17 protein-coding genes, 1 tRNA gene and 1 pseudogene are annotated in these 22960 nt (G+C 63.8%); 6 read left to right on the plus strand and 13 right to left on the minus strand.

All coding sequences use genetic code 11. From position 1 onward, the window contains the following. Positions 1-99 precede the first annotated feature (99 nt). Positions 100-528, plus strand: a complete 429-nt coding sequence (locus tag RFM98_RS24000) for a hypothetical protein (protein ID WP_320311122.1) — start codon at positions 100-102, stop codon at positions 526-528. A gap of 175 nt (positions 529-703) precedes the next feature. On the opposite strand, the gene RFM98_RS24005 is transcribed toward RFM98_RS24000, so the two are convergent. Both RFM98_RS24005 and RFM98_RS24010 read right to left on the minus strand, forming a co-directional pair. Next, positions 704-1147, minus strand: coding sequence for an SAM-dependent methyltransferase (locus RFM98_RS24005; RefSeq protein WP_320311123.1), 444 nt, complete (start codon positions 1145-1147; stop codon positions 704-706). A gap of 12 nt (positions 1148-1159) precedes the next feature. After that, entirely contained in the window at positions 1160-2071 is a 912-nt protein-coding gene (locus tag RFM98_RS24010) for an agmatinase (RefSeq protein WP_320311124.1), read from the minus strand. A gap of 40 nt (positions 2072-2111) precedes the next feature. On the opposite strand from RFM98_RS24010, the gene RFM98_RS24015 reads away from it, so the two are divergent. Then, positions 2112-2741, plus strand: a complete 630-nt coding sequence (locus RFM98_RS24015) for a lysozyme inhibitor LprI family protein (protein WP_320311125.1) — start codon at positions 2112-2114, stop codon at positions 2739-2741. Between the two features lie 50 nt (positions 2742-2791). Next, positions 2792-3109: a hypothetical protein gene (locus tag RFM98_RS24020; protein WP_320311126.1), complete on the plus strand. Its 318-nt coding sequence runs from the start codon at positions 2792-2794 to the stop codon at positions 3107-3109. A gap of 300 nt (positions 3110-3409) precedes the next feature. On the opposite strand, the gene RFM98_RS24025 is transcribed toward RFM98_RS24020, so the two are convergent. Continuing rightward, entirely contained in the window at positions 3410-4327 is a 918-nt protein-coding gene (locus RFM98_RS24025; RefSeq protein WP_320311127.1) for an NADP-dependent oxidoreductase, read from the minus strand. A gap of 247 nt (positions 4328-4574) precedes the next feature. Here RFM98_RS24025 and RFM98_RS24030 point away from each other — a divergent pair, with 247 nt between their 5' ends. Continuing rightward, positions 4575-4994, plus strand: a complete 420-nt coding sequence (locus RFM98_RS24030; RefSeq protein WP_320311128.1) for a hemin receptor — start codon at positions 4575-4577, stop codon at positions 4992-4994. Positions 4995-5034: 40 nt separating this feature from the next. Here RFM98_RS24030 and RFM98_RS24035 read toward each other — a convergent pair. From RFM98_RS24035 to RFM98_RS24070, 8 genes and pseudogenes are all read right to left on the minus strand, one after another. Next, positions 5035-5221, minus strand: a pseudogene (locus RFM98_RS24035) (helix-turn-helix domain-containing protein); the annotation flags it as partial. Between the two features lie 174 nt (positions 5222-5395). Further along, on the minus strand, positions 5396-6217 hold the full coding sequence (locus RFM98_RS24040; protein WP_320311129.1) for an MBL fold metallo-hydrolase: 822 nt from the start codon (positions 6215-6217) through the stop codon (positions 5396-5398). Positions 6218-6220: 3 nt separating this feature from the next. Next, positions 6221-7015, minus strand: coding sequence for a TatD family hydrolase (locus RFM98_RS24045; RefSeq protein WP_320311130.1), 795 nt, complete (start codon positions 7013-7015; stop codon positions 6221-6223). Next, on the minus strand, positions 7015-8562 hold the full coding sequence (gene metG, locus RFM98_RS24050; protein ID WP_320311131.1) for a methionine--tRNA ligase: 1548 nt from the start codon (positions 8560-8562) through the stop codon (positions 7015-7017). Before metG ends, RFM98_RS24045 begins: the two co-directional genes overlap by 1 nt. Positions 8563-8694: 132 nt before the next feature. Further along, positions 8695-9750 (minus strand): DNA polymerase III subunit delta', encoded by a 1056-nt coding sequence (locus RFM98_RS24055; RefSeq protein WP_320311132.1) that lies wholly within the window; start codon positions 9748-9750, stop codon positions 8695-8697. Further along, complete coding sequence (gene tmk / locus RFM98_RS24060; RefSeq protein ID WP_320311133.1) at positions 9747-10421, minus strand: dTMP kinase; 675 nt, start codon at positions 10419-10421, stop codon at positions 9747-9749. The genes RFM98_RS24055 and tmk overlap by 4 nt, the downstream gene beginning before the upstream one ends. Before the next feature lie 73 nt (positions 10422-10494). Further along, positions 10495-11673: a D-alanyl-D-alanine carboxypeptidase family protein gene (locus RFM98_RS24065; RefSeq protein WP_320311134.1), complete on the minus strand. Its 1179-nt coding sequence runs from the start codon at positions 11671-11673 to the stop codon at positions 10495-10497. Positions 11674-11803: 130 nt separating this feature from the next. Then, positions 11804-13066 carry a septal ring lytic transglycosylase RlpA family protein gene (locus RFM98_RS24070; RefSeq protein WP_320311135.1) on the minus strand — a complete coding sequence of 421 codons (1263 nt, stop codon included), beginning with the start codon at positions 13064-13066 and terminating at the stop codon, positions 11804-11806. Between the two features lie 593 nt (positions 13067-13659). Between RFM98_RS24070 and RFM98_RS24075 the strand changes: the two genes are divergently transcribed. Both RFM98_RS24075 and RFM98_RS24080 read left to right on the plus strand, forming a co-directional pair. Continuing rightward, positions 13660-13749 (plus strand) — tRNA-Ser (locus RFM98_RS24075). Positions 13750-14422: 673 nt separating this feature from the next. Beyond that, the gene (locus tag RFM98_RS24080; protein WP_320216866.1) at positions 14423-14593 is read left to right on the plus strand and encodes a hypothetical protein; all 171 of its coding nucleotides are present in this window, start codon (positions 14423-14425) and stop codon (positions 14591-14593) included. A 176-nt stretch (positions 14594-14769) separates the two neighbouring features. Here the strand turns inward: RFM98_RS24080 and RFM98_RS24085 are convergent, their stop codons facing one another. Together RFM98_RS24085 and RFM98_RS24090 are read right to left on the minus strand one after the other, a co-directional pair. Further along, positions 14770-15276, minus strand: coding sequence for a cupin domain-containing protein (locus RFM98_RS24085; RefSeq protein WP_320311136.1), 507 nt, complete (start codon positions 15274-15276; stop codon positions 14770-14772). Between the two features lie 393 nt (positions 15277-15669). Next, on the minus strand, positions 15670-22491 hold the full coding sequence (locus tag RFM98_RS24090) for a hypothetical protein (protein WP_320311137.1): 6822 nt from the start codon (positions 22489-22491) through the stop codon (positions 15670-15672). Positions 22492-22960 lie beyond the last annotated feature (469 nt).

Consider the following 22960-nt stretch of genomic DNA (forward strand, 5'->3'; position numbering starts at 1 on the left):
TACGCAACATACTCCGACAGCACGCGTTCTATTGATTGGCAGAGCCCTGGCCGATCTGAGGACTGGCTTCATGTGCTGACAATGTCGGAGGCGATTAGGATGGCTAAGTTCAAAGAAGCCCTTGAGCGCGGCAAGAAAGCCCACCGCCAGCAAGGGGAGGATGCGAATGCTCCGATGGCGGATTTCGGCACCCAAGCCAGGGCGTGGCTAAACGATGTCGTTGTTGCGGCGTTGGAAGCAGCAAAGGCTGAGGTGGCGGGCGAGATGACCATCGACGTAGACACTGCATCGCGCCGCCGGGTCAAAGAGTTAACGCCCTCCCTTCAGTTCCAGATCTACGGAAAGCCAGGATTGAAAAAGACGGCCGGAAGGGCATTCACCGTCAACGTTCAGCTAAGTGGGGAAGTATCGGTTTCCTCGCCAGGGATGGTGACTGAGGATGTTGGAAACATAGGAGATCGGTCTGCCGAACGATTTCGCAATTTGGTTGCCAAGCTGATCGAGGACGCCGCTAAGAGCATGTGCTAGCCCGTTGCTCGAGCGTAAAAATATGCTGGATTGAAGTAGATGTTCGCTGCCGTATTGGTGGGGCTCCTTATGGCACGGCACTCATTTGATTGGCTGTCGCTTCTGGTCTTTGTAGGACTTCGCGGCGTCGTCGATCTTGCGCCAATGCCGCACCGACGGCGCGGCGGCTTCTATTTCAAGATGTCAGGCCACCGACCAAATCGATCTCCTTCAATGGATCGCCGCCGTCAACGAAGAGCCGCCCACCTGGCTTCAGGGCAGCCCTGATGCGCGTCAGTGCCGCCCGACCAGCCTCGGGATGACGGCCGTCGAGCGCGCCGACCCTCATGGCGAAGGCGATGTCGAAAAGGGCGTCGCCGGAGCTCAATGCGAAGTCCTCGATTGCCACGCATCTGAAATCAACGCAGGCCGACGCAATCTCATCGGCCGATCCCGCCCGTGCCAATCGAATTGCCTTTTCCGAACGGTCGATGGCCAGAACGAAGCCGCCACCGATACGCTTCGCGACGGCACGGGCGGCAACGCCGGGACCGCATCCGATCTCCAGCACCCGAAATCCTGGTTTCAACGGGAGGGCTTCGACGAAGGCGGATATCCGCGCGGAGATTTCAGCAGCCATGGGAGCCGGGTTTCAAACCTGCCGGACGACGGCGCCTATCACATTGACGAGAAGGCGCGCGGCGGTGAGTGCCGATAGGCCGTCTATATCGGCGGGAGTGTAGAGTTCGACGAGGTCGAACCCCGCGATCACGGCCCGCTTGCCGAGGCCGGCGATCAGGTCGATGACCTGCGTGTAGGTGAGGCCGCCGGGCGTACGCGCGGCCACACCCGGCATGATGCCGGGATCGAGGCCGTCGCAGTCGAGGGTGACGACGACTCGCGCTCCGTCCGGAATATTCTTGAGAGCCGCTTCCACACCCAGGGTATGAACCTCGCGCGCGGTCACGAAGCGACTGCCATAACGGTGCGCCGCCTCGATTTCGGTGAGGCGGGCGCTGCCGACACTGCGCAGGCCGACCTGCACGATGCCGGCCACATGCGGCATCTCGCTCGCCCGCCGCATCGGGCTCGAATAGCCATAGCGTTCGCCATGCACTTCGTCGCGCCAGTCGATATGGGCGTCGATCTGCAGGATCCAGATTGGTCCGTGGCCGGTAAAGCCGGCGAGGAACGGAATGACGACGGAATCATCGCCGCCGAGCAGGATCGGCACAGCCGGCAATGCCAGCACCTCGCGCGTCTTCGCCTCGATCCGGGCCCGGTTGCCGGCATTGTCATGCATGGTGGTGGAGATATCGCCAGTATCGATGCAACTGGCCGGCTTGCCGTCGAACAGCGGCCCGTCCAGATCGAAATCCCAGTTTTCGAGAAGCGGTGCATCGTCCTGGCTGGCAGTGCGGATGGCATCGGCGGCCAAGGCTTGGCCGCTGCTGTCCTGGCCCGGATAGGTGGTGCCGTGACCGGCGCCGAAGATCACCGCACGCGGTATGCGGCCTTCGGCGAGGCGATCGGGAAAGCCGAGAAAGGAAAGCGAAGCGATCATTCTGTATGCCTCTTTGTTGCGTTCCAGATGCGACGGCAGTTTGGGGCAGGGTAGTTGCTTCAGCCCGGAGTTTTGCGACAATTCGCGTCTCGGGCAACAAAATGGGGCTGCAGCGATGAAGAGTCTTCCAATATTGGCGGGTTTGCTCCTTGCCACCTTATCGCCTGCGATGGCCGAGGAGAAACTACGTGCTTCGGATAAGGCCGCACTGGCCGAATGCCTGAAATATGTCGGCGATTTTCCCGGCGACGTCCCCGGGGTGAACGATAAGCCGACGCCGGCCATCCATATCGACAACGCCATCAAGCTCGCCGGACACCAGGCTGCCTCGTGCATCAACTACCTGACCGAGCTGTGCTCTTTCGAGAGCGACGACGGCCAGTCGCAGCTCGGAATGATCGATTGCGCCAACCGCGAGGTTCGTGTGTGGGAGGATCATCTCAACACGACCTATGCGGCGCTGATGGCCAAGGCCGCGCCCAGGGCGCGGGAAGGCTACCGCAAGATGCAGCGCGCCTGGATCGCCTATCGCGACGCGCGATGCGCGGCGGAAGCGTCCGCCGAAACCGTCAACACCGATCGTCAAAGCAACATCATCGTCAGCTGCCTACTTGATGCGACGGCCCGGCAGGCGCTCATCCTCGATGACGAGCTATCGGATCTCAAGTGATCGGGCTGAGCGCGAGGTATCGAAAAGGCCACGTCGTTTCCGGAGGTATGATGCCGAGGTTCTCATGGCGGGCAGGGCTCATTTTCGGCCTGTGCGCTACGCCTGTCGCCCTGCTGCTGGCGCTCTTCTCCGCCGGATCCGGGCATGGCGACTGGGTGTTGGCGCGCGCGCTCTATCCGATACCTATGCTGGTGACGCTCTTGACCGACAAAACCGTCACCAGCCTGTCCGTGGGGCTGGCTCTGGTACAGTTTCCCGCCTATGGGGCATTCGTCGCGCCAGGCGGAGGCATCCGATGGCTGGCGCTTGGCCTCGCCCATATCGTTGCGGCCGCAGCTGCCTTCAGCGGCATTCTCGACTATTTCTAATGCATGTCGCCCAGAAGTGTGCAGCGGTTCTGGGACAACGACATGCATCAAACTAAGGCGTCGCCTGAATCCGTTTCAGCGCGACGCGCTTTAGGGCCGCGGTGGCGACGGGTCGATGCTGTCACACGATGAAGGATGGCGCATCTCCGTCGATAAGACGCCCCTGACTGGCTTAGGGCGAGCGTATTGGCGCGTTCCCTGGAGGAAGCGGTCGATCCAAGGGGCGCGCGGGAACCAATCTGCCAGGAATATCCGTTGCAGATGCGAGGACTGTGAATACCATCATTTCTTCCAGACTTCTCACGAGCGAACGCGGATGACTGTCTTCCCGGCCCGTCGCTCAGTCGAATTGAAGGTAGCGATCGCATCTTCGAGGGACGAGACCTTGCCGATGTTCGTCCGCAGTCTTCCGTCCCTGACCCGCTGAACTATCTCCGAAAGCTGGGCGCGATCGGCCTCGACGACGAAGTCGACCGCCAGGCCATCTGGAGGTCGAATATCCGTCGGTCCGACGGCTGTCACAAGCGTTCCTCCGGCCCGGATCAGCGCTGCGGACCGCTTCTGAATGTCACCGCCGATGACATCGAACACCAGATCGACGCCGCCGACGTCTTCCAGGGTGTCGTTCCCGAGGTCGACGAATTCATTTGCACCGAAGTCGAGCGCCTTCTGGCGATCGGCGGCGCGGCCGGTGCCGATGACATAGGCTCCCGCCTCTCGTGCAAGCTGCGTCACGACCGAACCGACGGCGCCGGCCGCGCCATGCGCAAGCACGCTCTGCCCAGCCTGAAGACGGCCATGCTGGAACAGGCCCTGCCATGCGGTGAGGCCCGAGATCGGCAGGCTCGCGCCCACGGTGAAGTCGACGTCGCCCGGCAATGGCGCGAGATTGCGTGCTTCCATGGCGACATACTCGGCGAGCGTGCCGTCGCGATGCCAGTCGGACAGGCCGAATACCCGCTGACCGATTGACAGCCCGGTTGTGCCGTAGCCAAGCGCGGTGACCACACCGGCCAATTCATGGCCGAGGATCGATGGCGTCCGGTCACGAAAGGCCCGATCCGCCCAGGTCGAAGGCCACTCCAGTTCGGTGTTGACGAACCCCGCCGCATGAACCTGAACGACGACGTCGTTTATCGCAGCTTGCGGCTCGGGCCGCTCCACCAGCTTCATCCCGGCCGTTCCCGAAGCCTGATCAGTGACAACGATTGCTTTCATCGGAATTGCCTTTTCTTTCGTCTGTCTCTTCGGTGGAAATGCTGCCTGCTGGCCGGATTTCCTGAACTTGGCGGACACCCTCGCAGCCCGATCGGGTGCGGTCGAGCCTAGCTCCCCGGCTTTAGCTTTGACGGTCTGTAAACGACCTGGAACGAAGGGGAGGGCCCGTCCCTTGTCGACCTTAGCGCATTGCTGAGAAAAGTGTTTCTTGCGACGATGGGGCGACCAGAGGATTTGGAGATGCCTCATGACAAAACGCACACCCCCGCCTGGCATTGGGCCGCATAATGGCCGCGAACTGCAAATGATGCTTCAGGGTGAGAAGCCAATGGCGTTGTTCGCGGCAGAACCCGGTATGTATGCAGAAGATATCGGTGATGCGCATTTCAAACCCTTTGTCGATGATGGACGTATCCTCAAGTTCACCTACATTGATCCTGAAACCTCTATTGAGGAACGTCGCTACTGCCTGCCAACAGAGGAATGGCGCTGTAAGCTTAGCCAGATGATCTCACGAATGTGCCGCAACGGGGCGGCCTTTGACGTCTTCACGACGAATGATTTAGCGAGGCTAGAAGGCACTCTTCTTGGCTACCCAAAGGACGGTATTGAAGCGTTCATTGCACATGCCACGGCGCTGAAGATCTCGAACTTCAGAACAGATTAAACGGCTGCAGCCCACATTGGCGCGATGTCACTGAGGATCGATCCAATGCGGCGTTGCGGAAGTCCTCATCATGACGGCGATTGCTCAGCTGGCCGCGCTTCTTCGACGCCAGCCCGCAGGCGCCGTCCTGGTCATAGGCCTGCAACAGCCGGTGAACCTGACTGCGGCTGAGAATCCAGCAGCTCCGCGGCCTGGACGACGCTCAGTCGTCGGTCGCGGAGCCACATGAGAAAGTCGCATAAGATATATTATGGAACTATCGCGTCAGCCGCAGGCCCGGGAATTGCTGGGGCTTTCGCCGCTGGTGACAAACTCCGCAGAATGCTCCATGCGGCGCTTCGCGAATTCCAAACTAACGGGCAAACGAGCGACGAGCTGCAATGCCAACTGAGCAGTCGTCGCTATCGCTCTGACTCGTAAGGGATTTCGATCGCCATGCCATCGTAGGCCGGCACCACATGCTCCGGCGTCTCGGCCATCACCGCGGCATAGTCCAGCGGCACATGCATATGCGTCAGCACGGCATTCTTTGGCGCCAGCTTCTCGATCCAGCCCAGCGCCTGACCAAGCGACAGATGGCTGGGATGCGTGTTGTACTGCAGCGCGTCGATCACCAGCATGTCGAGGCCGCGCAAACGCTCGGCGGTGGCATCCGGGAAGCCGCTGATATCCGGGCAGTAGGCAAGCCCGCCGATGCGAAAGCCCAACGAGATGATGTCGCCATGGAACTGCGGCAGCGGCTCGAGGGTGAGGGCGCCCCCCTCGCCTTCGATCACCACCGGTACCACGTGGTCGATGATGTGGGCCTTGACGATCGGCGGATACGAACTGCCGGCCGGCGTCTCGAAGCAATAGCCGAACGCCTCGCGCATCCGCCGCATCGTCGGCTCATCGGCATGGATGTCGATCCGGTGCCGCTGGTCGTGCACGTAGCCGCGCAGATCGTCGATGCCGTGGATATGGTCGGCATGCGGATGGGTATAGACGACGGCGTCGACGCGCCTGACCGAAGCCATCAGCATCTGCTCGCGGAAATCCGGTCCGGTGTCGATGACGACCGTGGTGCGCGCGCCATTGGCGGCAATCCGCTCGACCAGGGCCGCGGTGCGCATGCGCCGGTTCTTCGGATTCGCGGGATCGCAATTGCCCCAGTCACCGGTGATGCGCGGCGTGCCCGGCGATGAGCCGCAGCCGAGAATGGTAAAGCGCAGCCGGTCGCCCATGTCTCAGCCTGCCGCCATGTCCGGGCGCGGCATCTTGGTGAACAGCCGAAAGAAGTTCCCGGTGGTGATATCGGCGATCTCGGCCTCGCTGACGCCGATGGTCTCGGCAAGCACCTTCGCCGTGTTCGCCACATAGGCCGGTTCGTTGCGTTTTCCCCGATACGGGATTGGCGCGAGGTAGGGCGCATCCGTCTCGACGAGCAGCCGGCCGCGCGGCACGTCGGCGGCGATGGCGCGCAGTTCGGTCGAGTTCTTGAAGGTCAGGATGCCGGAGAAAGAGACAAAGCCGCCCAGCGCCACGCCGACTTCGGCCAGCCTGCGCCCGGACGAAAAACAGTGCAGAATGAAAGGGAAGGCGCCCTTCCCTGTCTCGTCCTCGAGGATCGCCGCCATGTCATCGTCGGCGTCGCGCGAATGGATGACCAGCGGCAGGCTGGTCCGGCGCGAGGCCGCAATGTGGGTGCGAAAACCTTGCGCCTGCGCATCGCGCGGCGCCTTGTCATAGTAGTAGTCGAGCCCGGCTTCGCCGATCGCCACCACCTTTGGATGGCCGGAAAGCCGCACCAGTTCGTCGGCGGTGACGTCGAGCTCTTCCGCCGCATTGTGCGGATGGGTGCCGACCGAGCAATAGACTTCGTTAAAAGTTTCAGCGATTTCAAGAATTTGCTGAAAACGCTTCACGCGCGTCGAGATCGTGACCATGCGGCCGATCCCGGCGGCGAGAGCGCGGGCGACGATCGTCGCCCGCTCCTCGGCGAAGTCCGGAAAGTCGAGATGGCAATGGCTGTCGACCAGCATCAGGCGTTGCCATCCTGCTCGACATAACGTGGGAACACGCCCTCGGGCGCCGGCAGCGCGGTGCCCGGCACCAGCGCGTGGTCGGCATGGACGTGCTCGAAAGCGCGCCTGTCCGCGGGCACGGCCAACAGGTCGAGCAGCTTGGCGGCCGATCCGGGAACGAAGGGCTGGCAAAGCACCGTCACCCGGCGCACGACCTCGGCGGTCGTCCAAAGCACCGTTTCCATGCGCTCCGGATTGGTCTTCTTCAGCGCCCACGGTTCCTGGGAAGCAAAATAGCGGTCCGCTTCCGCCACCACACCGAAGATCGCCGCCAGCGCCAAATGGATGCCCTGCTCCGCCATCGCCCTGCGCGAAACGGCCAACGCTTCGATCGCCTGGTCGAGGATCGCCGTGTCGGCCTCGGTCAGATCGCCGCGCTTCGGCACCGCGCCGCCGCAGTTCTTGGCAATCATCGACAGCGAGCGCTGCGCCAGATTGCCGAGGCCGTTGGCGAGATCGGCATTGGTGCGGTTGACGATTGCTTCATGGCTGTAGCTGCCGTCCTGGCCGAACGGCACCTCGCGCAGGAAGAAGTAGCGTACCCGGTCGACGCCGTAATGCTCGACCATGGTGAACGGATCGACGACGTTGCCGACCGACTTCGACATCTTCTCGCCGCGGTTGAACAGGAAGCCGTGGGCGAAGACACGCTTCGGCAATTCGATGCCGGCCGACATCAGGAAAGCCGGCCAGTAGACCGCATGGAAGCGCACGATGTCCTTGCCGATGATATGCGTGGCCGGCCAGTAGCGCCATTGCTCGGCCTGGGTGTCGGGATAGCCGGCCGCGGTAATGTAGTTGGTCAAGGCATCGACCCAGACATACATGACGTGCTTGTCGTCGCCTGGCACGGGCACGCCCCAGTCGAAGGTGGTGCGCGAGATCGACAGGTCCTTCAGCCCCGACCTGACGAAGCTCATCACCTCGTTACGCCGCTCGGCCGGGCCAACGAAGTCGGGCTGGCTCTCATAGAGCGCCAGCAATTTGTCCTGATAAGCGGACAGCCGGAAGAAATAGCTTTCCTCCTCGTTCCATTCGACCGGCGAGCCAAGCGGCTCGCGCCGCACGCCATCCTCGCCGAGCGTGGTTTCGCTCTCGTCGAAATAGGCCTCCTGCCGCACCGAATACCAGCCGCTGTAGCGGTCCAGATAGATGTCGCCATTGGCGGCCATCGCCTTCCAGATCGCCTGGCAGGATGCGTAGTGGCGTTGTTCCGTCGTGCGGATGAATTCGTCGTTTGAGGCGCCGACCGTCTCGGTCATCAAGCGGAAGATTGCCGAATTGCGGTCGGCAAGCGCCAGGGGCGTGATGCCTTCCTTCTCGGCCGTCTGCTGCATCTTGAGGCCATGCTCGTCGGTGCCGGTGAGGAACAACACATCCTTGCCGTCCAGACGCTGGAAGCGAGCAAGCGCGTCGCTGGCAATGACCGTATAGGCATGGCCGATATGTGGCTTGCCGTTCGGATAAAAGATCGGAGTGGTCAGGTAAAATTTTTCGCGTGACATGAATGAACCGTCATGAATGTCTGAATGTGAGTTGTGGCGGTGGATATCGCATCGGGACGGCGATTGCCATCCCGTTGCATGCCGCCCAAAGTGGCCCCGGTTTTGGGGCGGCGGCATGCACCAAAGCAATCGTCACATTCGCATCGCAGAATTCAGGCGGTCGATCATGGTCAGGGCGTGCTGCTTCTTGTCGAGATTGTAGGTCTCGGCCTCAGATATCGTGTTCAGCGCCTCGTGCCAAGCCTCCGACAGGGTTTTGGCCCTGGCGAGGTCGCCCGCAAGTGCCGCTTCGCTGGCGGCGGCCGATAGCAGATCGAGCGCGCGGCGGTTGAAGATGTCGAACTGGATCGCCTGGTCGCGTCCCGCCACGGCCTCGGCCAAGCGATGCGCGGAGGCAATGTCCGGCTTGCTGGCCGCCACCAGCGTGTCGAGCGCGCCGGCGATCTCCAGCCCGCCATATTGGGTGAGCAGGATCGCGTTGCGGGCGCTGCCCCCTGCCCGCTCGGCAAGTGCTGCGCGCGCGGCCGGATCATCCGGCGGCGGCGGCTCGACATTTTCCAGCACCGCCATCAACTCGTCGGCAGCCAGAGGCGCCAGCCGCACCATCTGGCACCGCGAGCGGATCGTCGGCAGCAGGCTGCCCGGCGCGTGCACGATCAGAATGAACAGGGTGCGCGCCGGCGGCTCTTCGAGATTCTTGAGCAAGGCATTGGCGGCGTTGGTGTTCATGTCGTCGGCCGGATCGACGATGACGACGCGGTAGCTGCCGTCATGCGAGGTCATCGACAGGAAGCGGCTGACCCTGCGGATCTCGTCGACGGTCAGCACCGTCTTGAAGCTCTTGGTCTTGTCGTTGGCCGGACGGGTGAGATGCAGCACCGAAGGATGCGCACCGGTGGCGATCTGGCGAAACAGCGAGGAAGCCGGATCGGGAACGGCGAGCGTGTCGTGCGCCGCCTTGAAATCCGGATATTTCAGAAGGTGGTACGCCAGGTGGAACGCCAGCGTCGCCTTGCCGATGCCGTGCGGTCCGGCAAAAATCAGCGCGTGCGGCAGCTTGCCGGCGCGGTAGGCGCTCACGAGCATTGCCGCCGCCGGCGCGTGGCCGATCAGCCGCGGCGTTTCTGCCGGCTCAGGCACGCCATCCAGCGTGTCGTGCTGTTCTGGGGCGATGCGTTCGAAGATCATGCCGGCGCCGTCTCAATCCTTTGCGCCTGCATCCGCGCTTCCAGCGCCGTGAAGACGGCGGCGGTGACGACATTTTCCACCGCATCAGGATCGGCGGAGGCGTCGATGACGATGCAGCGCTCCGGCTCCGCTTCGGCGATGGCCAGGAAAGCCTCGCGCCGTCGCTGATGGATAGCCAAAGTCTCCTTCTCGAAGCGGTCGGCGGCATCACCGGCGCCGCGCCGCGCGGCGGCCCGCCTCAGGCCTTCAACGGGATCGATGTCGAAGATCAGCGTCATGTCCGGCATCATGCCGTTGATGGCAACCGCTTCCAACGCCTTCATGAAGTCGGCATCGATGCCGCCGGTGACCCCTTGGTAGACGCGCGAGGAATCGATGAAGCGGTCGCACAGCACGATCGAGCCGCGCTCGACCGACGGCCGGATGACCTGCTCGACATGATCGGAGCGCGCGGCAGCGAACAGGATTGCCTCCATCTTCGGACCGAACGGCTCGGCCGCCCCCGACAGAAGCACATGCCTTACGGCCTCGGCGCCGGGCGATCCGCCAGGCTCGCGGGTGACCAGAACCTCGTATTTCTTGGCGCGCATGCGCCGTGCCAGCCGCTCGATCTGCGTCGACTTGCCTGCTCCTTCGCCGCCCTCGAAGGTGATGAAAAATCCGCTCGCCAATCGCGACTGCCTTTTGCCCGTGCTGGCCGCTGTCATAGCTCCCGTCCGACAAAAGGTCCACGAACTTGCCCGATCACAAATGTTTCCGACGCAGCCAGCCGACAGCGAGTTCCTTGGCGGCGTCGAGCGCGCGCTGCGGCAGCGTGCCCACTTTCACTGACTCGGCGGCATAGAGTGGCGTCTGCTGGCTGAGCGTGTCGCCTATCCAAACGCGCAGTTCTCCGACCGGTTGCCCCTCCTCGACCGGTGCCGACACCGGGCCCTGATAGACGATCCTGGCGGTCAGCTTGTCGCGGTTGGCGATAGGCAGAAAGATGTCCACCGGACCTTTTGCTTTCAAGGCCAGGCCGGACTTGGCGCCGCCGAAGACCTGCGCCTCGCCGACCACCTCGTCCTTGGCGAAAATCTCGGTCTTCTGGAAGGAACGCGAGCCCCAGTCGAGCAGCTTGCGCGCCTCTTCGGAGCGTTCGCGGTCATTCGCCAGTCCGCTGAGCGCGGCGATCACGCGGGTGCCGTTGTGGCTGACGGTGCCGACCAGGCCGAACCCCGCCTGCTCGCTGGCGCCGGCCACGAAGCCGTCGGCTTCGATGCCCATGGCGATCAGCGGATTGCGGTTCCTCTGCGCGATCTTGTTCCAGGTGAAGTCCGGCTGGCCGTAATAGTGGAAGAACTCGGGATAGTCGCGCCACAGATGCAGCGCCAGCATCGTCAGCTCCCGCATGGTCGTCTGCTGGCCGTCGGCCGGCAGGCCGGTCGAATTGACAAAGGTCGACTTCGACAGGCCGAGTTGGCGGGCGCGATCCGTCATCTGCGCGGCGAAATTTGCTTCCGAGCCCGCCATGCCCTCGGCGAGCACGATACAGCCGTCATTGGCGGCCTGCACGGTGACGCCTTGGATGAGGTCCTCGACGCGGACCGCGGATTTGAGCTTGGCGAACATGGTCGAGGTGCCGGACGGCGCGCCGCCGGTGCGCCAGGCGTTTTCACTGACGACGAAAGTATCGTCGAGCGTCATGCGCTTCGACTTGATGGCGTTGAAGACCATCTCCATCGTCATCAGCTTAGCCATCGAGGCCGGCGGGATCGGCTTGTCCGGGTCCTTGGCGAAGAGCACCGTGCCGGTGTCGGCATCGATCATGAACGCCTGCGTTGCCTTGGTCTCGAAAAGCTGCGCGCTCGCCGGAACGGCGCAAAGTAGCATCAGCACCAATCCCAGAAGGCTGGCGAAAGGTGGAAAAATGCGGAATTGCATGAAATCTCGACCCAATCTGAGCAACACCGGAAAACGCGCAGCGATTGTTCGCCCGGAATTGCGCAAAGACTACCCCGCGGCCAAGCTATCAGGGTTTTTTCGGCCGGATCAACGGGCAGTCCGAATTTGATCAGTTACGCACAGCCAGCGCGTCCGGCGCGCCATGCGACCAGGCTGCCTGGAGCAGGTCGTCGATGCTGCCATGGCCGTCCGGATAGACATTGACCGCATACCAGTCATTGCCGTCGAGTTCGGTGCGCTGGATCTCGGTCCGGCCGAACGGCTCGAGCGCCGCGGCCACGCGCTTTGCCTCGGCGGCCTCGTCGAAGGAACCGGCGGCGACGTAGTCGGATCCAGGAACCTGTTCCTGGCGATTCGATTTCTTCCACGACTGCAGGATATCGGCCGGCGACATGCCGCCGGTGTCAAGCGCGGCAAAGACATCGGCGCGCTCTACCCGTTCATCCGCATAGGACAGCGAAGCCATGGCGAAAGGCGAATTCGCCGGCAAGGTGATCTCGGGCCGCTGCGGCACGATCGGTCCGAAATCCGGCAGCACGACATCGCTGGCGCCCGGCACCGAGAACGCCGCCGGCTGCACGGCCGGCTGATCCGACAAGCCCGGCTGCGCGGCAAAGGCTTGCCCCGAATTGGTCAACTGGCCGGGGAACGGAACGGCGGCTGGCGGCGCGCTCACCGGCACGCTCGGCGACGGGCCGTTCATGGCCACCATCACGCCGGTCGGCAGGCCGTCCGACGGATCCGGCCGGTTGTTGCCGGGGTGATAGGAGGCCACCAGATACCGGTCGTCATCGCCGTCGAGCGGCGCGCGGCCGACATATTCCACTTTGACCTTGGCCGTGCCGACCTTGTCATAGTCGAGCATCTGCGCGGCGCGTTCGGAAACGTCGATGATACGGCCTTCATGGTAGGGACCGCGGTCGTTGACACGCACGATCACCGAACTGCCGGTCTCGATATTGGTGACGCGGGCATAGCTCGGCAGCGGCATCGTCGGATGCGCCGCCGTCAGATGCGTCATGTCATAGACTTCGCCATTGGCGGTTAAACGGCCATGGAAGGCGTCGCCGTACCAGGAAGCCAGGCCGACCTTGGCGTAATTCTTGTCTTCCTTCGGGTAATACCACTTGCCGCGTACCTGGTAGGGCTTGCCGAGCTGGTCGCGGCCGCCGCCGCGCCGTATGAACTCGACCCGCGGGCTCGCCTTCACGCCATATTCGGATTCGGCGAAATATTCCTTGGAGCGGGCCTTCTTGTAGACCATCCCCTTCGGTTCGGGTTGCGACGCACAGGCAGCCAGCAGCAGGCCCGAGAGGGCGCACAGGGCGAAAGCAGAAGCGCGGCGAAGACGCGGGCGCGCCGAAGTCTGCATGTTTTCGATTGTCCCCTATCGTGCTGCCATCCGACGGAACCAAACGTCCGCCAATGCCAGCAACACCTTGATCCCAATCCCTTTGTGCACAGGAATTGTTTATCACGATGTTAATCGATTATGGTCGCAACAGGGCGAGATTATGGCGAGAGGTGATGCCGCCGCCCTCGGAACATCCGTTCCCGTTTCGAAAATGCTCTGCTGCCAATACGAGCGCCAGCGACAAAGATCGCTGGCGTGTCGAATCCGCATGGGAGTAAAGGTTCGTCCGCTATTCCAACTGCCCGGATAGCGCCTGCTGGGCCGTCGCCCGAGACAGCATCTCGCGCTTTGTCAGTACGGGTTTCTCGTAGGTTTTCTTCACGATTGTCCCCCTATTTGCAATATTAGCAGGTTGAGATTGACAGGGTCTTTGCGACATTGTCAATGCATCGAACCGGCTTTCCGCCGCTGTCCCGTTCCGCAAACAATGGATTGAGCCGTTCCTGCGATTGACAGATCTTTACGCGTCGCACTAGAGCATGGGCGCTCTCGTCCTGTCGGCACGGTCTTCGGGACCAAACAGGATAAGGCGCCTCGTGAAAGATCACGATGGAGGGATGGCCGAGCGGTTTAAGGCACCGGTCTTGAAAACCGGCGTGGGCGCAAGTTCACCGTGGGTTCGAATCCCACTCCCTCCGCCAACCACCCCTGAAATGCGTAGAAAACATAAGGCTTGGCAATTTTCGGTTAGTGGCCAACTAACCAATCTACTAACCAGTAACTGCTGTTGATACAACTTCGGAAGCCATCTCAGTTAGGCCGTGCTGGTAGATGTGAGAGTGGGCCATGTAAATTCGGTAGGCTCTTTCGCTATCCCCAAGATACCTTTGCATCTGCCCCTCCACGTTTCAATCCAGTGACAACATCGCACGACCGGGAGTAGGTCCGCAACTTTTCGCCAGCGCATCGAGCCGCTGTTGAAGGTGCTCATTGAGCAGGTTCATTTCCTTTTGCACTTCACGGGACCGCCATTGTGAAGCGCAATGAACTTGTCGGCCATGGCTTGCAATGCGGTCTCTAGCGACTGTCGAGCCTGACAATGTGATCCATTTCATTGTCTCCCGATGGTCCGCTGATAGGAATTGCGCCGTGAGCGGGTGCTCTCTGTGTGATATGGAGCGGAAAATGTCTGTATGTGAAAGTGAGCACTGGGTCCTCGACTGTGGCTCAGGCGGGTGTGCGCTTTGGGAGGGGGAGAGCGGCGAGGTCCTGTTCTGGAAATGCTACCCCACCATACTGTCGGCGAACCAAGTGGTCTCCGCGCGGAGGAAATCTCCTGGTGCGGAGCGGCTTGTTCTGGATCCTTCGCAAAAGATGACACTTTGCTATTCGGACCTGGATAAGTCGCAGATCGCCGAGGCCTTTACTGAGTTGACCGGCCGCTCGATCGTCGTATCGCAGACCGGAGACGCCGGCGCCCGGACGCTGTGCCAGACCGGCACCTTCGATGAGCTGCTTCAGGCAAGCGGGCTGGTTCAGAAGTAGGCACGCCTCCGAAGACACAGAACGGCCGTCCCCACGGTTGCAGTGCGGCTGATGGGGGCGGTTCGCTGCGAATTTCGCGCCTAGTGTTGTCCGAGTCTGTGTTGCTCCCGCCGATCAGGCCCGGCTAAGTGCTGGCCTCCGCCAGACCGAGCCGGGCCGCCAGGGACAAGGGCTTCTCACTTCTTCTTCGGAGCATCAGCCGGGTTGGCGAACGTTATGCCGCCAGGGGCACTGACCTGAACGTCAATGATCCCGCCTTCGTCTCCGGTCCACACATAGTGCATACCGCCAGGTTGTAACGCGAAAAAGGCTCCCGGCTTGAGCCACGGGCCGGTCTTATCGAGCTTATCCCCGAAGCCGAACCCGACCTCACCGCTGATCAGCCACACGGCCTCGGCATTAGGATGGCTGTGCGGCGGGACGACGTAATGGGGCGGGAACTTCACGCGTGCCACACTCCAGTTACCGGATTGCGCCAGGACAGCGACCTTGGCGCCAGGCGGCAGGTCGCCAATGTCCTGCCACTTCAGGTCCGTGCTGTCGGTCGTCAGAACGGGGGTCGTCTTTACGCCCTCCTGACCCTCGACAGCGAAGGCCGCGCCCCCAGACATAAGGGCTGCCGCACTGGTGAGGCCGAGCACAATGAGCATTGATCGGCCGTTTGAGCGCGATGAAATCTTCATGATTGCATCCTCCCAGGTTGGTCACACGAGTGAACGTGCGAGAAACCTCATATTAGCATAACTGCATCTATCTGGCGTTAGGCGTTTGCTGGCCCCCGGCCACCCGCCGGCTCCATCAGCGGCGCCGCTTGTCCGGCGTCAGCGGCGGCTAAATTTAAAACTGAGACACTACCGACACGCTATTTCCTTCACGCCCAAACCCGTGACCGGAGTAGTCGAATGCTGCCGGGAATCTGGGCGCCGCAATCTGTCATCGTCGGCGGCAGCATTTACCTGGAAAGCCACGCGACGCATGAGAACGCAGTAGAAAGCGCGAAGGAGTTGCTCAATTCGACTTCCTGCTGGCAGTCCACTGATCCCGCTTGTTTTTACTTCGGGCGCACACCCCCGCCCCTACCAGTTCAGCTTGAAGCCGACATCGCCGCCATAGCTCTGCAAGCCGTCGCCGAACTTGCCGTCGAAGGCGGCGAACACCGCGGTGTTTGAGCCCCAGTTCATCTTCAGGCCGGCATTTACGGCGACCGCGTCTTCGGCTGCCGAGGCGCCCTGGATGACGAAGGAGGTGCCGGGCGCCGCCTGGAAGCTGGGCTTCACCGAGCGGTCCTGCTCGAACTCATGCACCCAGGCCGCGCGGCCCCAGGCCTGCAGCGACTGGCCGTCGCCGACGCCGATGGTGGTGTCAAGCTGCAGGCCGAGCGAGACCGGCAGCGAGGTGATGACGCGGTGATCGAAGCTCAGCCCCAGCGCGCCGCCGTCGTCGGGCGACGTCTCGTCGAAAGAGTCCATCGACAGGAATGCGAACTGCAATCCGGCGAAAGGCGTGATGGCCGCGGCACCCACCTGCTGTCGCCACCCGGCCTCGATATTGGTGCCAAAGCCGGCGCTCAGGAAATTGCTGCGCCAGTTCTCGGCCGTGATGCCGGCCACCGGGTTGATCGGCGAGTCCGAACCAGGCACCGCCGTGGCCCGGTGGATGTTGTTGTTGTAGAGGCCAAAGGCAAGCGCGCCGTCGATATAGAACTGGTCCCATTTATGCGCGACATAGGCGCCGGCCTGCGCGCCGACTATGTTGCCGGAAGTCTGTCGGTCGTCGACGGCAAATGAACCCGCCGAGCCACCCAGGGCGAAGCCCACCAGCGTGTCGGGATCGCCGACGGTCTCCATGCCCGCCGCGAGATTGCCGCCCTTGTAGGTGGTGCCGGCACTGCCAGCCGCCGCATCGCCGCTGATCTCACCGCCATTGCCGCCGGCGCTTGCCCAATAGCTCCAGCGCCGCTGGTCGGGCTGCAGGGCCTTGAACGGATCCTTTTTGGGCTTCGTCGGTTCGTCATAGGCCTGCGGCGTGGCTGTGTGATCCGTCGGGTCGGTCCCGAGGCCGGTGCGCCAGAAATCGGCCTGGCGGCCCATCGAGGCGAAGAAGCTTTCATAAGCACCGAACTGCGGCTGCTCGAACCCGGAAACGCCCTCGCCCGAGATCGAATCGTAGACGGCGCCAAGCTGGGTGACCGTCGGGATATAGAACAGCGCCTCGGCGATCTTCTGGAAATCCGGCGAGGTCGGGCCGCTCTGAATGGCGTTGACCGCGTTCGCGACCGGAATCTGGTTCCCGGTCAGGCCGGTGGGAGCGAAGGTTATGTCGACAGCGAGATAGACATTGTTAAGATCCGGATACTGCAACTGATATTGCGCGACCGCGCTTGCGATCGAACTGAGCTCCAGTCCGCTGTGCGAGACACCGCCATCAGCATGCAGGATGTGGAACGTTTGGCTGCCTGGCTTCGCCGCGGCCGCGTCCATGATGTTGAGGTCGATGGCGCCGCCGAGATCCGCCGTGCCGGCGACGTTGATGAGATCGGCTTGCGGATCGAGGTCGACGTCGAGCTTGTAGGCGCCGGTCGAGGCTTGGTTCCAATTGCCGACGAGGTTGGTCGTCATCACATTGTTGTCGCCGCCCGGCGAGAAATAGCCGCTGTCGGCGAAGAGGTTGCCGATGCCGAGCTTGGCGTCGGCGCCGGCATTGAAGGTGGCGTTGGCCGCGTTGGTGAAGCTGTTGGTGCCGGCTCCGAGATCGAAGGAGCCGGTGACCGTGCCGTAATTGGTGATCGCCTCCTTGCCGCCGCCGGACAGGATCGCCCAGCCGCCGGCCGTGCCGCTCGCGGTCGTGATCGTGCCCTTGTTGCTGATCGTGTTGTTGTTGCCGTCGATGATCCAGACACCGACACCGGTATGGTCCGCATCGGTGACGCCGCCCAGGACCTTGCCGGTGGCGCTCGTCAGGTTGATGGCAATGTCGCCATTGCCATCAACGGCCTTGCTCTGCGCGACGATGGCGTCGGTGCCGGCGGCATGGGTGACGACCGACCCGTCGAGATCGACGGTGATGTTGCCGGCTGTGCCGAGATAGTTCTGCGTCGTGTCCTTCTTGCCGCCATTGCTCTGGGCGAAGATGCCGATGGAGCCGTCGCCATAGGTGTCGATCGTGCCGGCATAGTTGACGTGGACGATGCCGGAATCACCGGCGTCGCCATTGCTGCCGACAGCCCAGTTGGTGACGGTGCTGACACCCGGGATCAGCTCGTTGCCGAGCGTACCCAGGATGCCGCCGCCGCCGCCGACCGACTGGGCGAAGATGCCGGCCGAGGACGAGCCACGGGTGATGATCGCGCCGTTGCCCTCGACGGTGACGTCCTTGCCCGAGCCGCCATTGCCGCCGCCCTGGCCGAAAGCAAGGCCGATGCCGAGGTTGAGTGCCGGGATCGGCCCAAGTCCGTTCGCCAGCACGCGATCGACATTGCCGGCGACGCCGCCGCCGCCACCCACTGACTGGGCGAAGATGGCGTTGGACGCCGCGCCGAAGGTCTCGATCTTGCCGTTGCCGTTGTTGATGACGTGGACGATGCCGCCGTCGCCGCCGCTGGTGCCCTTGCCGCCGACGCCGATCGTGCCGGTGGCGCCGATATTGGCCTTGCCGCCGACGCCGCCGCCGCCGCCCACCGACTGGGCGAAGATGCCGTTGGAATTGCTGCCCTTGGTCGTGATGTTGCCGGTGTTGGTGACCTCGACAAGTCCGCCAATGCCTGACCCGCCGCCATTGCCGCCAACGGCGGCGCCAAGCGCGCTGTAGATCTTGGTCTTGCCGAAGAGGACGTTGGCGATCAGCGCCGCCGGGACCGGGATCAGCTCGTCCGTGCCGAGGATGCCGTTGCCACCTGCGCCACCGCCGCCACCCACGCTCTGCGCATAGATGCCGTCGGCAAGCGAACCATTGGTCGTGATGCTGCCGTCATTGGTGACGGTCACGTGTCCGCCATCCCCGGCCGCGCCGCCCTGGCCGCCGACAGCGACCGACATGGCGACGTTGATCAGCGCATCCGGGGGAGCCTCGCCCTTGCCGACCAGCACGTTGATCGAATTGGCGCGGCCGCCGATGCCGCCGCCGCCGCCGATCGACTGGGCGAAGATGCCATAGGCGCTGTTGCCGGTGGTCACCGTATCCCCAGCGATGTCCGTGTCGGTGGTGACGAGGCCGGTCTCGATGTTGCCATGGTTGTTGACGGTGACGTCCTTGCCGTCGCCCGCCAAGGCGCCTTTGCCGCCGATAGCCACCGAGATGTTGGTGTTCTGGGCGCTGGAGCTCGTCGCGTTCGCCCAGCTTCCGACCGCCGTGATCGCGTTGCCGCCATCGCCGCCGCCGCCGCCCGCGCTCTGCGCAAAGACGCCGGCCGAATTGTCGCCATAGGTACGGATGACCGACCAGTTGTTGACCGTTGCGCTCGAACCGTCGCCGCCAAGCGCGCCCTGGCCGCCCACGGTGACGCCGATCGACGCCAGCGGCAGGTCGCTGTTGTTGATGCCGAGATTGACTCCGATCGCGAAGCCGCCATCGCCGCCGCCGCCGCCTATCGACTGCGCCCTGATGCCGTCGGCGCCAAGGCCCCAGGTGGTGATGGTGGAGCCGGCGACGATCGCGCCGAGCTTATCCTTGCCCGCATCGACGATGACGGCGCCGCCGTTCCCGCCGGTGCCGCCCGTGCCGCCGACGGCGACCGATATGTTGGCCCCCGGCCCCAATGAACCGGAGCCCGATCCGGCGTAGCCGCCGGTGCCGCCGCCGCCGCCGACCGATTGCGCCCAGATGCCGTGGGCCCCGGTGCCACGGGTGGTGATGTTGCCGCCATTGGTGACATGCACCGTGTCGCCGATGCTGCCTACACCGCCACCGCCGCCGACCGCGACCGAAACGGCGACCGCCGGAATCTCTTCAGGATCGGGCGAAACCGCGAGCGAGAAGGCGATGGCCCCGCCGCCATTGCCGCCGCCACCGCCGACCGACTGCGCGAAGATGCCGTAAGCCTTGGCGCCCGAGGTGGTTATGTTCCCCTGGTTGCTGACCGTGACGGTGCCGCCGCTGCTGCCGTCGCCGGCATCGCCGCCGATGGCGGCCGATATCGCGCCGACCGCGAGCGCGCCGGCGATGGAGAAGCCGCCATTGCCGCCGCCGCCGCCGACGCTCTGAGCGTTGATGCCGATCGACCCGTCCGCATGGGTGATGATCGAGGAGGCGTTGTTGACGGTAACGGCCTTGGCGATACCACCCGCGGCTCCCTTGCCGCCGAGGGTGACGGTCAGCGCGACCGCGCCGATCGTGCCGCCGCCGGCAAAGCCGCCATTGCCGCCGCCACCGCCGACCGATTGCGCGAAGATGCCATGGGCCTGGAGACCGTAAGTCTCGATCGTGCCGCCCATGGTGTTGACGGTGACGATGTCGCCCTTGCCTCCGACATTGGCAGCGCCGCCCATCGCGAGGCCGAAGTTGAACGCGCCACCGCCGCTCACCGCGACGGCGCCGCCGCCATCGCCGCCGCCGCCGCCGACGCTCTGCGCGAAGATGCCATAGGCACCGTCACCCTGAGTGGTGATGTCGCCCTTGTAGTTGACGGTCACGTCCTTGCCGTCGCCGCCGGGGCCGCCCTTGCCGCCGAGCGCGAAGCTGGCGCCGGCGCCGGATGTGGCGGTCGAGACCGCGACCGCAAGGCCTCCCCTGCCGCCGCCACCGCCGACCGACTGCGCGAAGACGCCATAGGCCTTGGCGCCGGTGACGACGGTTTGGCCCTGACCGTTGGTGGTGCGCGTGCCGGTACTGATGTCGGAGGCGACAAGGCCGCTGAGATTGCCCGGCGTGGCCACGTGATTGACCTCGACCGATCCGCCATTGCCGCCCTTGTCGCCGGCGCCGCCGATGGCGATCGCCACCGCTTCGCCGACAGTATACGAGCCGCCGCCATTGCCGCCGCCGCCGCCCAGCGACTGGGCGAGGATGCCGACCGAATTGTCGCCGGTTGTCGTCAAGTGGTTTGAGGAATTGACGGTGACGTTCTGGCCATCGCCGCCCCCGCCCCCCGAGCCGCCGATGGAGAAGAGGCCGCCGCTGGAGCCTCCATCGCCGCCACCGCCGCCGATCGACTCCGCCTGAATGGCGGTGCCGGCGGTCTTGATTATGCCGGTATTGTTGACGGTCACCGTGCCGCCGTTGCTGGTGGAGGAGCCCTTACCGCCGATGGCGACAAGGCCGCCTGAATCGCCGCCATTGCCGCCGCCACCGCCGATCGACTGGGCGAAGATGCCGCGCGCCTTCGGTCCGGTGGTGATGAGCGTGCCGTCATTGGCGACGGACACCGATCCGCCCGCACCGCCCGCGGTGCCCTCGCCGCCGATGGCGACCAAGCCGCCGCTGCCAGAGCCGTTGCCGCCGCCGCCGCCGATCGATTGCGCCACGATCGCGTCGGCGCCGACATCCTTGATGGTTGGACCCAGATCGGTGACGCTCGTGTCCGTGCCGCCGTATGTCGTGATGTTCGCGTGGTTGGTGACAATGACGGTCTTGCCATCGCCGCCGGAGCCGGCGTCGCCGCCGATGGCGACGAGGCCACCAGCGCCGCCCGCATCGCCACCACCGCCGCCGATCGACTGCGCCAGGATGCCGAAGGCGCCAACGCCATAGGTCGTAATGTTGCCGCCGACATTGTTGGTGACGGTCACGGTGTCGCCGGTGCCGCCGCCGGAGCCGAGCTTGTTGCCCAGCGCAACGATGCCCCCAGAATCGCCGGCATTGCCGCCGCTGCCGCCGAGCGACTGCGCCCAGATGCCATAGGACCGCGCGCCCTTGGTCCCGATGACACCGGTGTTGGTGACGGTGACGGTGCCGCCATTGCCGCCGGCCGAGGCGGAGCCGGGCTGACCGACGATGCCGAAGCTGTCGCCGCCCGAGCCGCCGCCGCCGCCGATCGACTGGGCGAAGATGCCGACGGACTTATCTTTGTTGGTGCTGATCTGGCCGCTGTTGTTGACGATGACCGTGCCACCTTTTGTCGGCGGGCCGCCGGAGCCGCCCTGACTCAGTATGTAGCCATTGCCTCCCGCGCCCCCTTGGCCACCCTTGCTCATCACAAAGATGCCATCGGCTCCGACTGCGTCTGTGGTGATCGTGGCCGCCGAATTGAGCGTGATGTCGCCGCCCTGGCCGGCAGCGCCACCCTGGCGCGCGTCCTGGTTGCCGTAGGAGTCGCCGCCCTTGCCGCCGTCACCGCCAATGCTGACGATCTCGACCGCGGCCTTGCCGTCCTGGCTGGAATTGTAGCTGGTGCCTACCGGCAGCGTGTCATTGATCGTCGGGCCATTGCCGCCTGGCTGGCCGTCGGAGCCGCTCACGCCGATGGTCAGGCTGCCGAGAATGCCGAAATCGATCTCGATGCCGTAGGCGTTCGAGCCGCCAGAGCCGTTTGAACCGGTCTGGCGGTCGACATAGCGCACATCGTTGCCCTGGGTCACCGTGCCGCCGCTGCCCGAGCCGCCAGCGCCGCCGCCCGCGGTCGGAACGTTGAGCTGATAGGTGTTGAGCGTGGTTTGCGGTTTGCCCGAGTCGGTCTCGTTCTCGACCACGATGCCGGTGTAGTAGGTGGTGCCGTTCACCGTCGTCGTGGTGTAGGATAGAACTTTGTAGGTCTTTCCGCCGGAAACATAGGTGGTGTTGACGGCGGGCGGCGTGACGATAACGGCGTTGTAGGTAGTCGTGCCGCCGGAGGTCACCTTTGTCACCACCCAGCCATTGGGTGGCGACGGGATTTGGAAGACCGTCTCGAAACTGCTGGTGCCGGGATTGTACACCGGATCGCCGACCGCCACCGCGAACGCGCTGCCCATAGGCAGAAGCAACATCGAGCCCGTGAGCATTCCGAATACGCTCGATCGGGCAGACCGCCGCAGAGCCTTCAGACCGATCGCAGGCAAAGTGATAATCTTCATTGCCGCGGTCGCGCCCCGCCAACTGTCGACGCTGGCGGCCAGCGCTGCCTTTGGGGCGATCAACAGGAAGGGCGCGGCGACTGAGGTTGGGCCAGGACGACAGGCGTGCAACGCGTGTCCGCAGCCGGACTCCGACCCTTTGGCCGTCTCGATCTTCGCCATTGCCGCAGTCCCCCCGGGTCGTTCAACCCGTCCCCGTCTGGCTATGGCGTGACCCAAGGGAACCGCCTTGTCAACTTCGCTCCACCTGCCAGCCGGCGGTCGAGTTCACGGGATTTGTTATCGGCGCCAAGTAATCCGGCGCATGTCGGACCGTCGCAGAAAGTATTGAACTATTTGGGTTTTCCGGCTTTTCCTGCCGCGCAGTGCGCAGTGGCGATGG

Source organism: Mesorhizobium australafricanum (assembly GCF_033977265.1).
Lineage (GTDB): Bacteria > Pseudomonadota > Alphaproteobacteria > Rhizobiales > Rhizobiaceae > Mesorhizobium > Mesorhizobium australafricanum.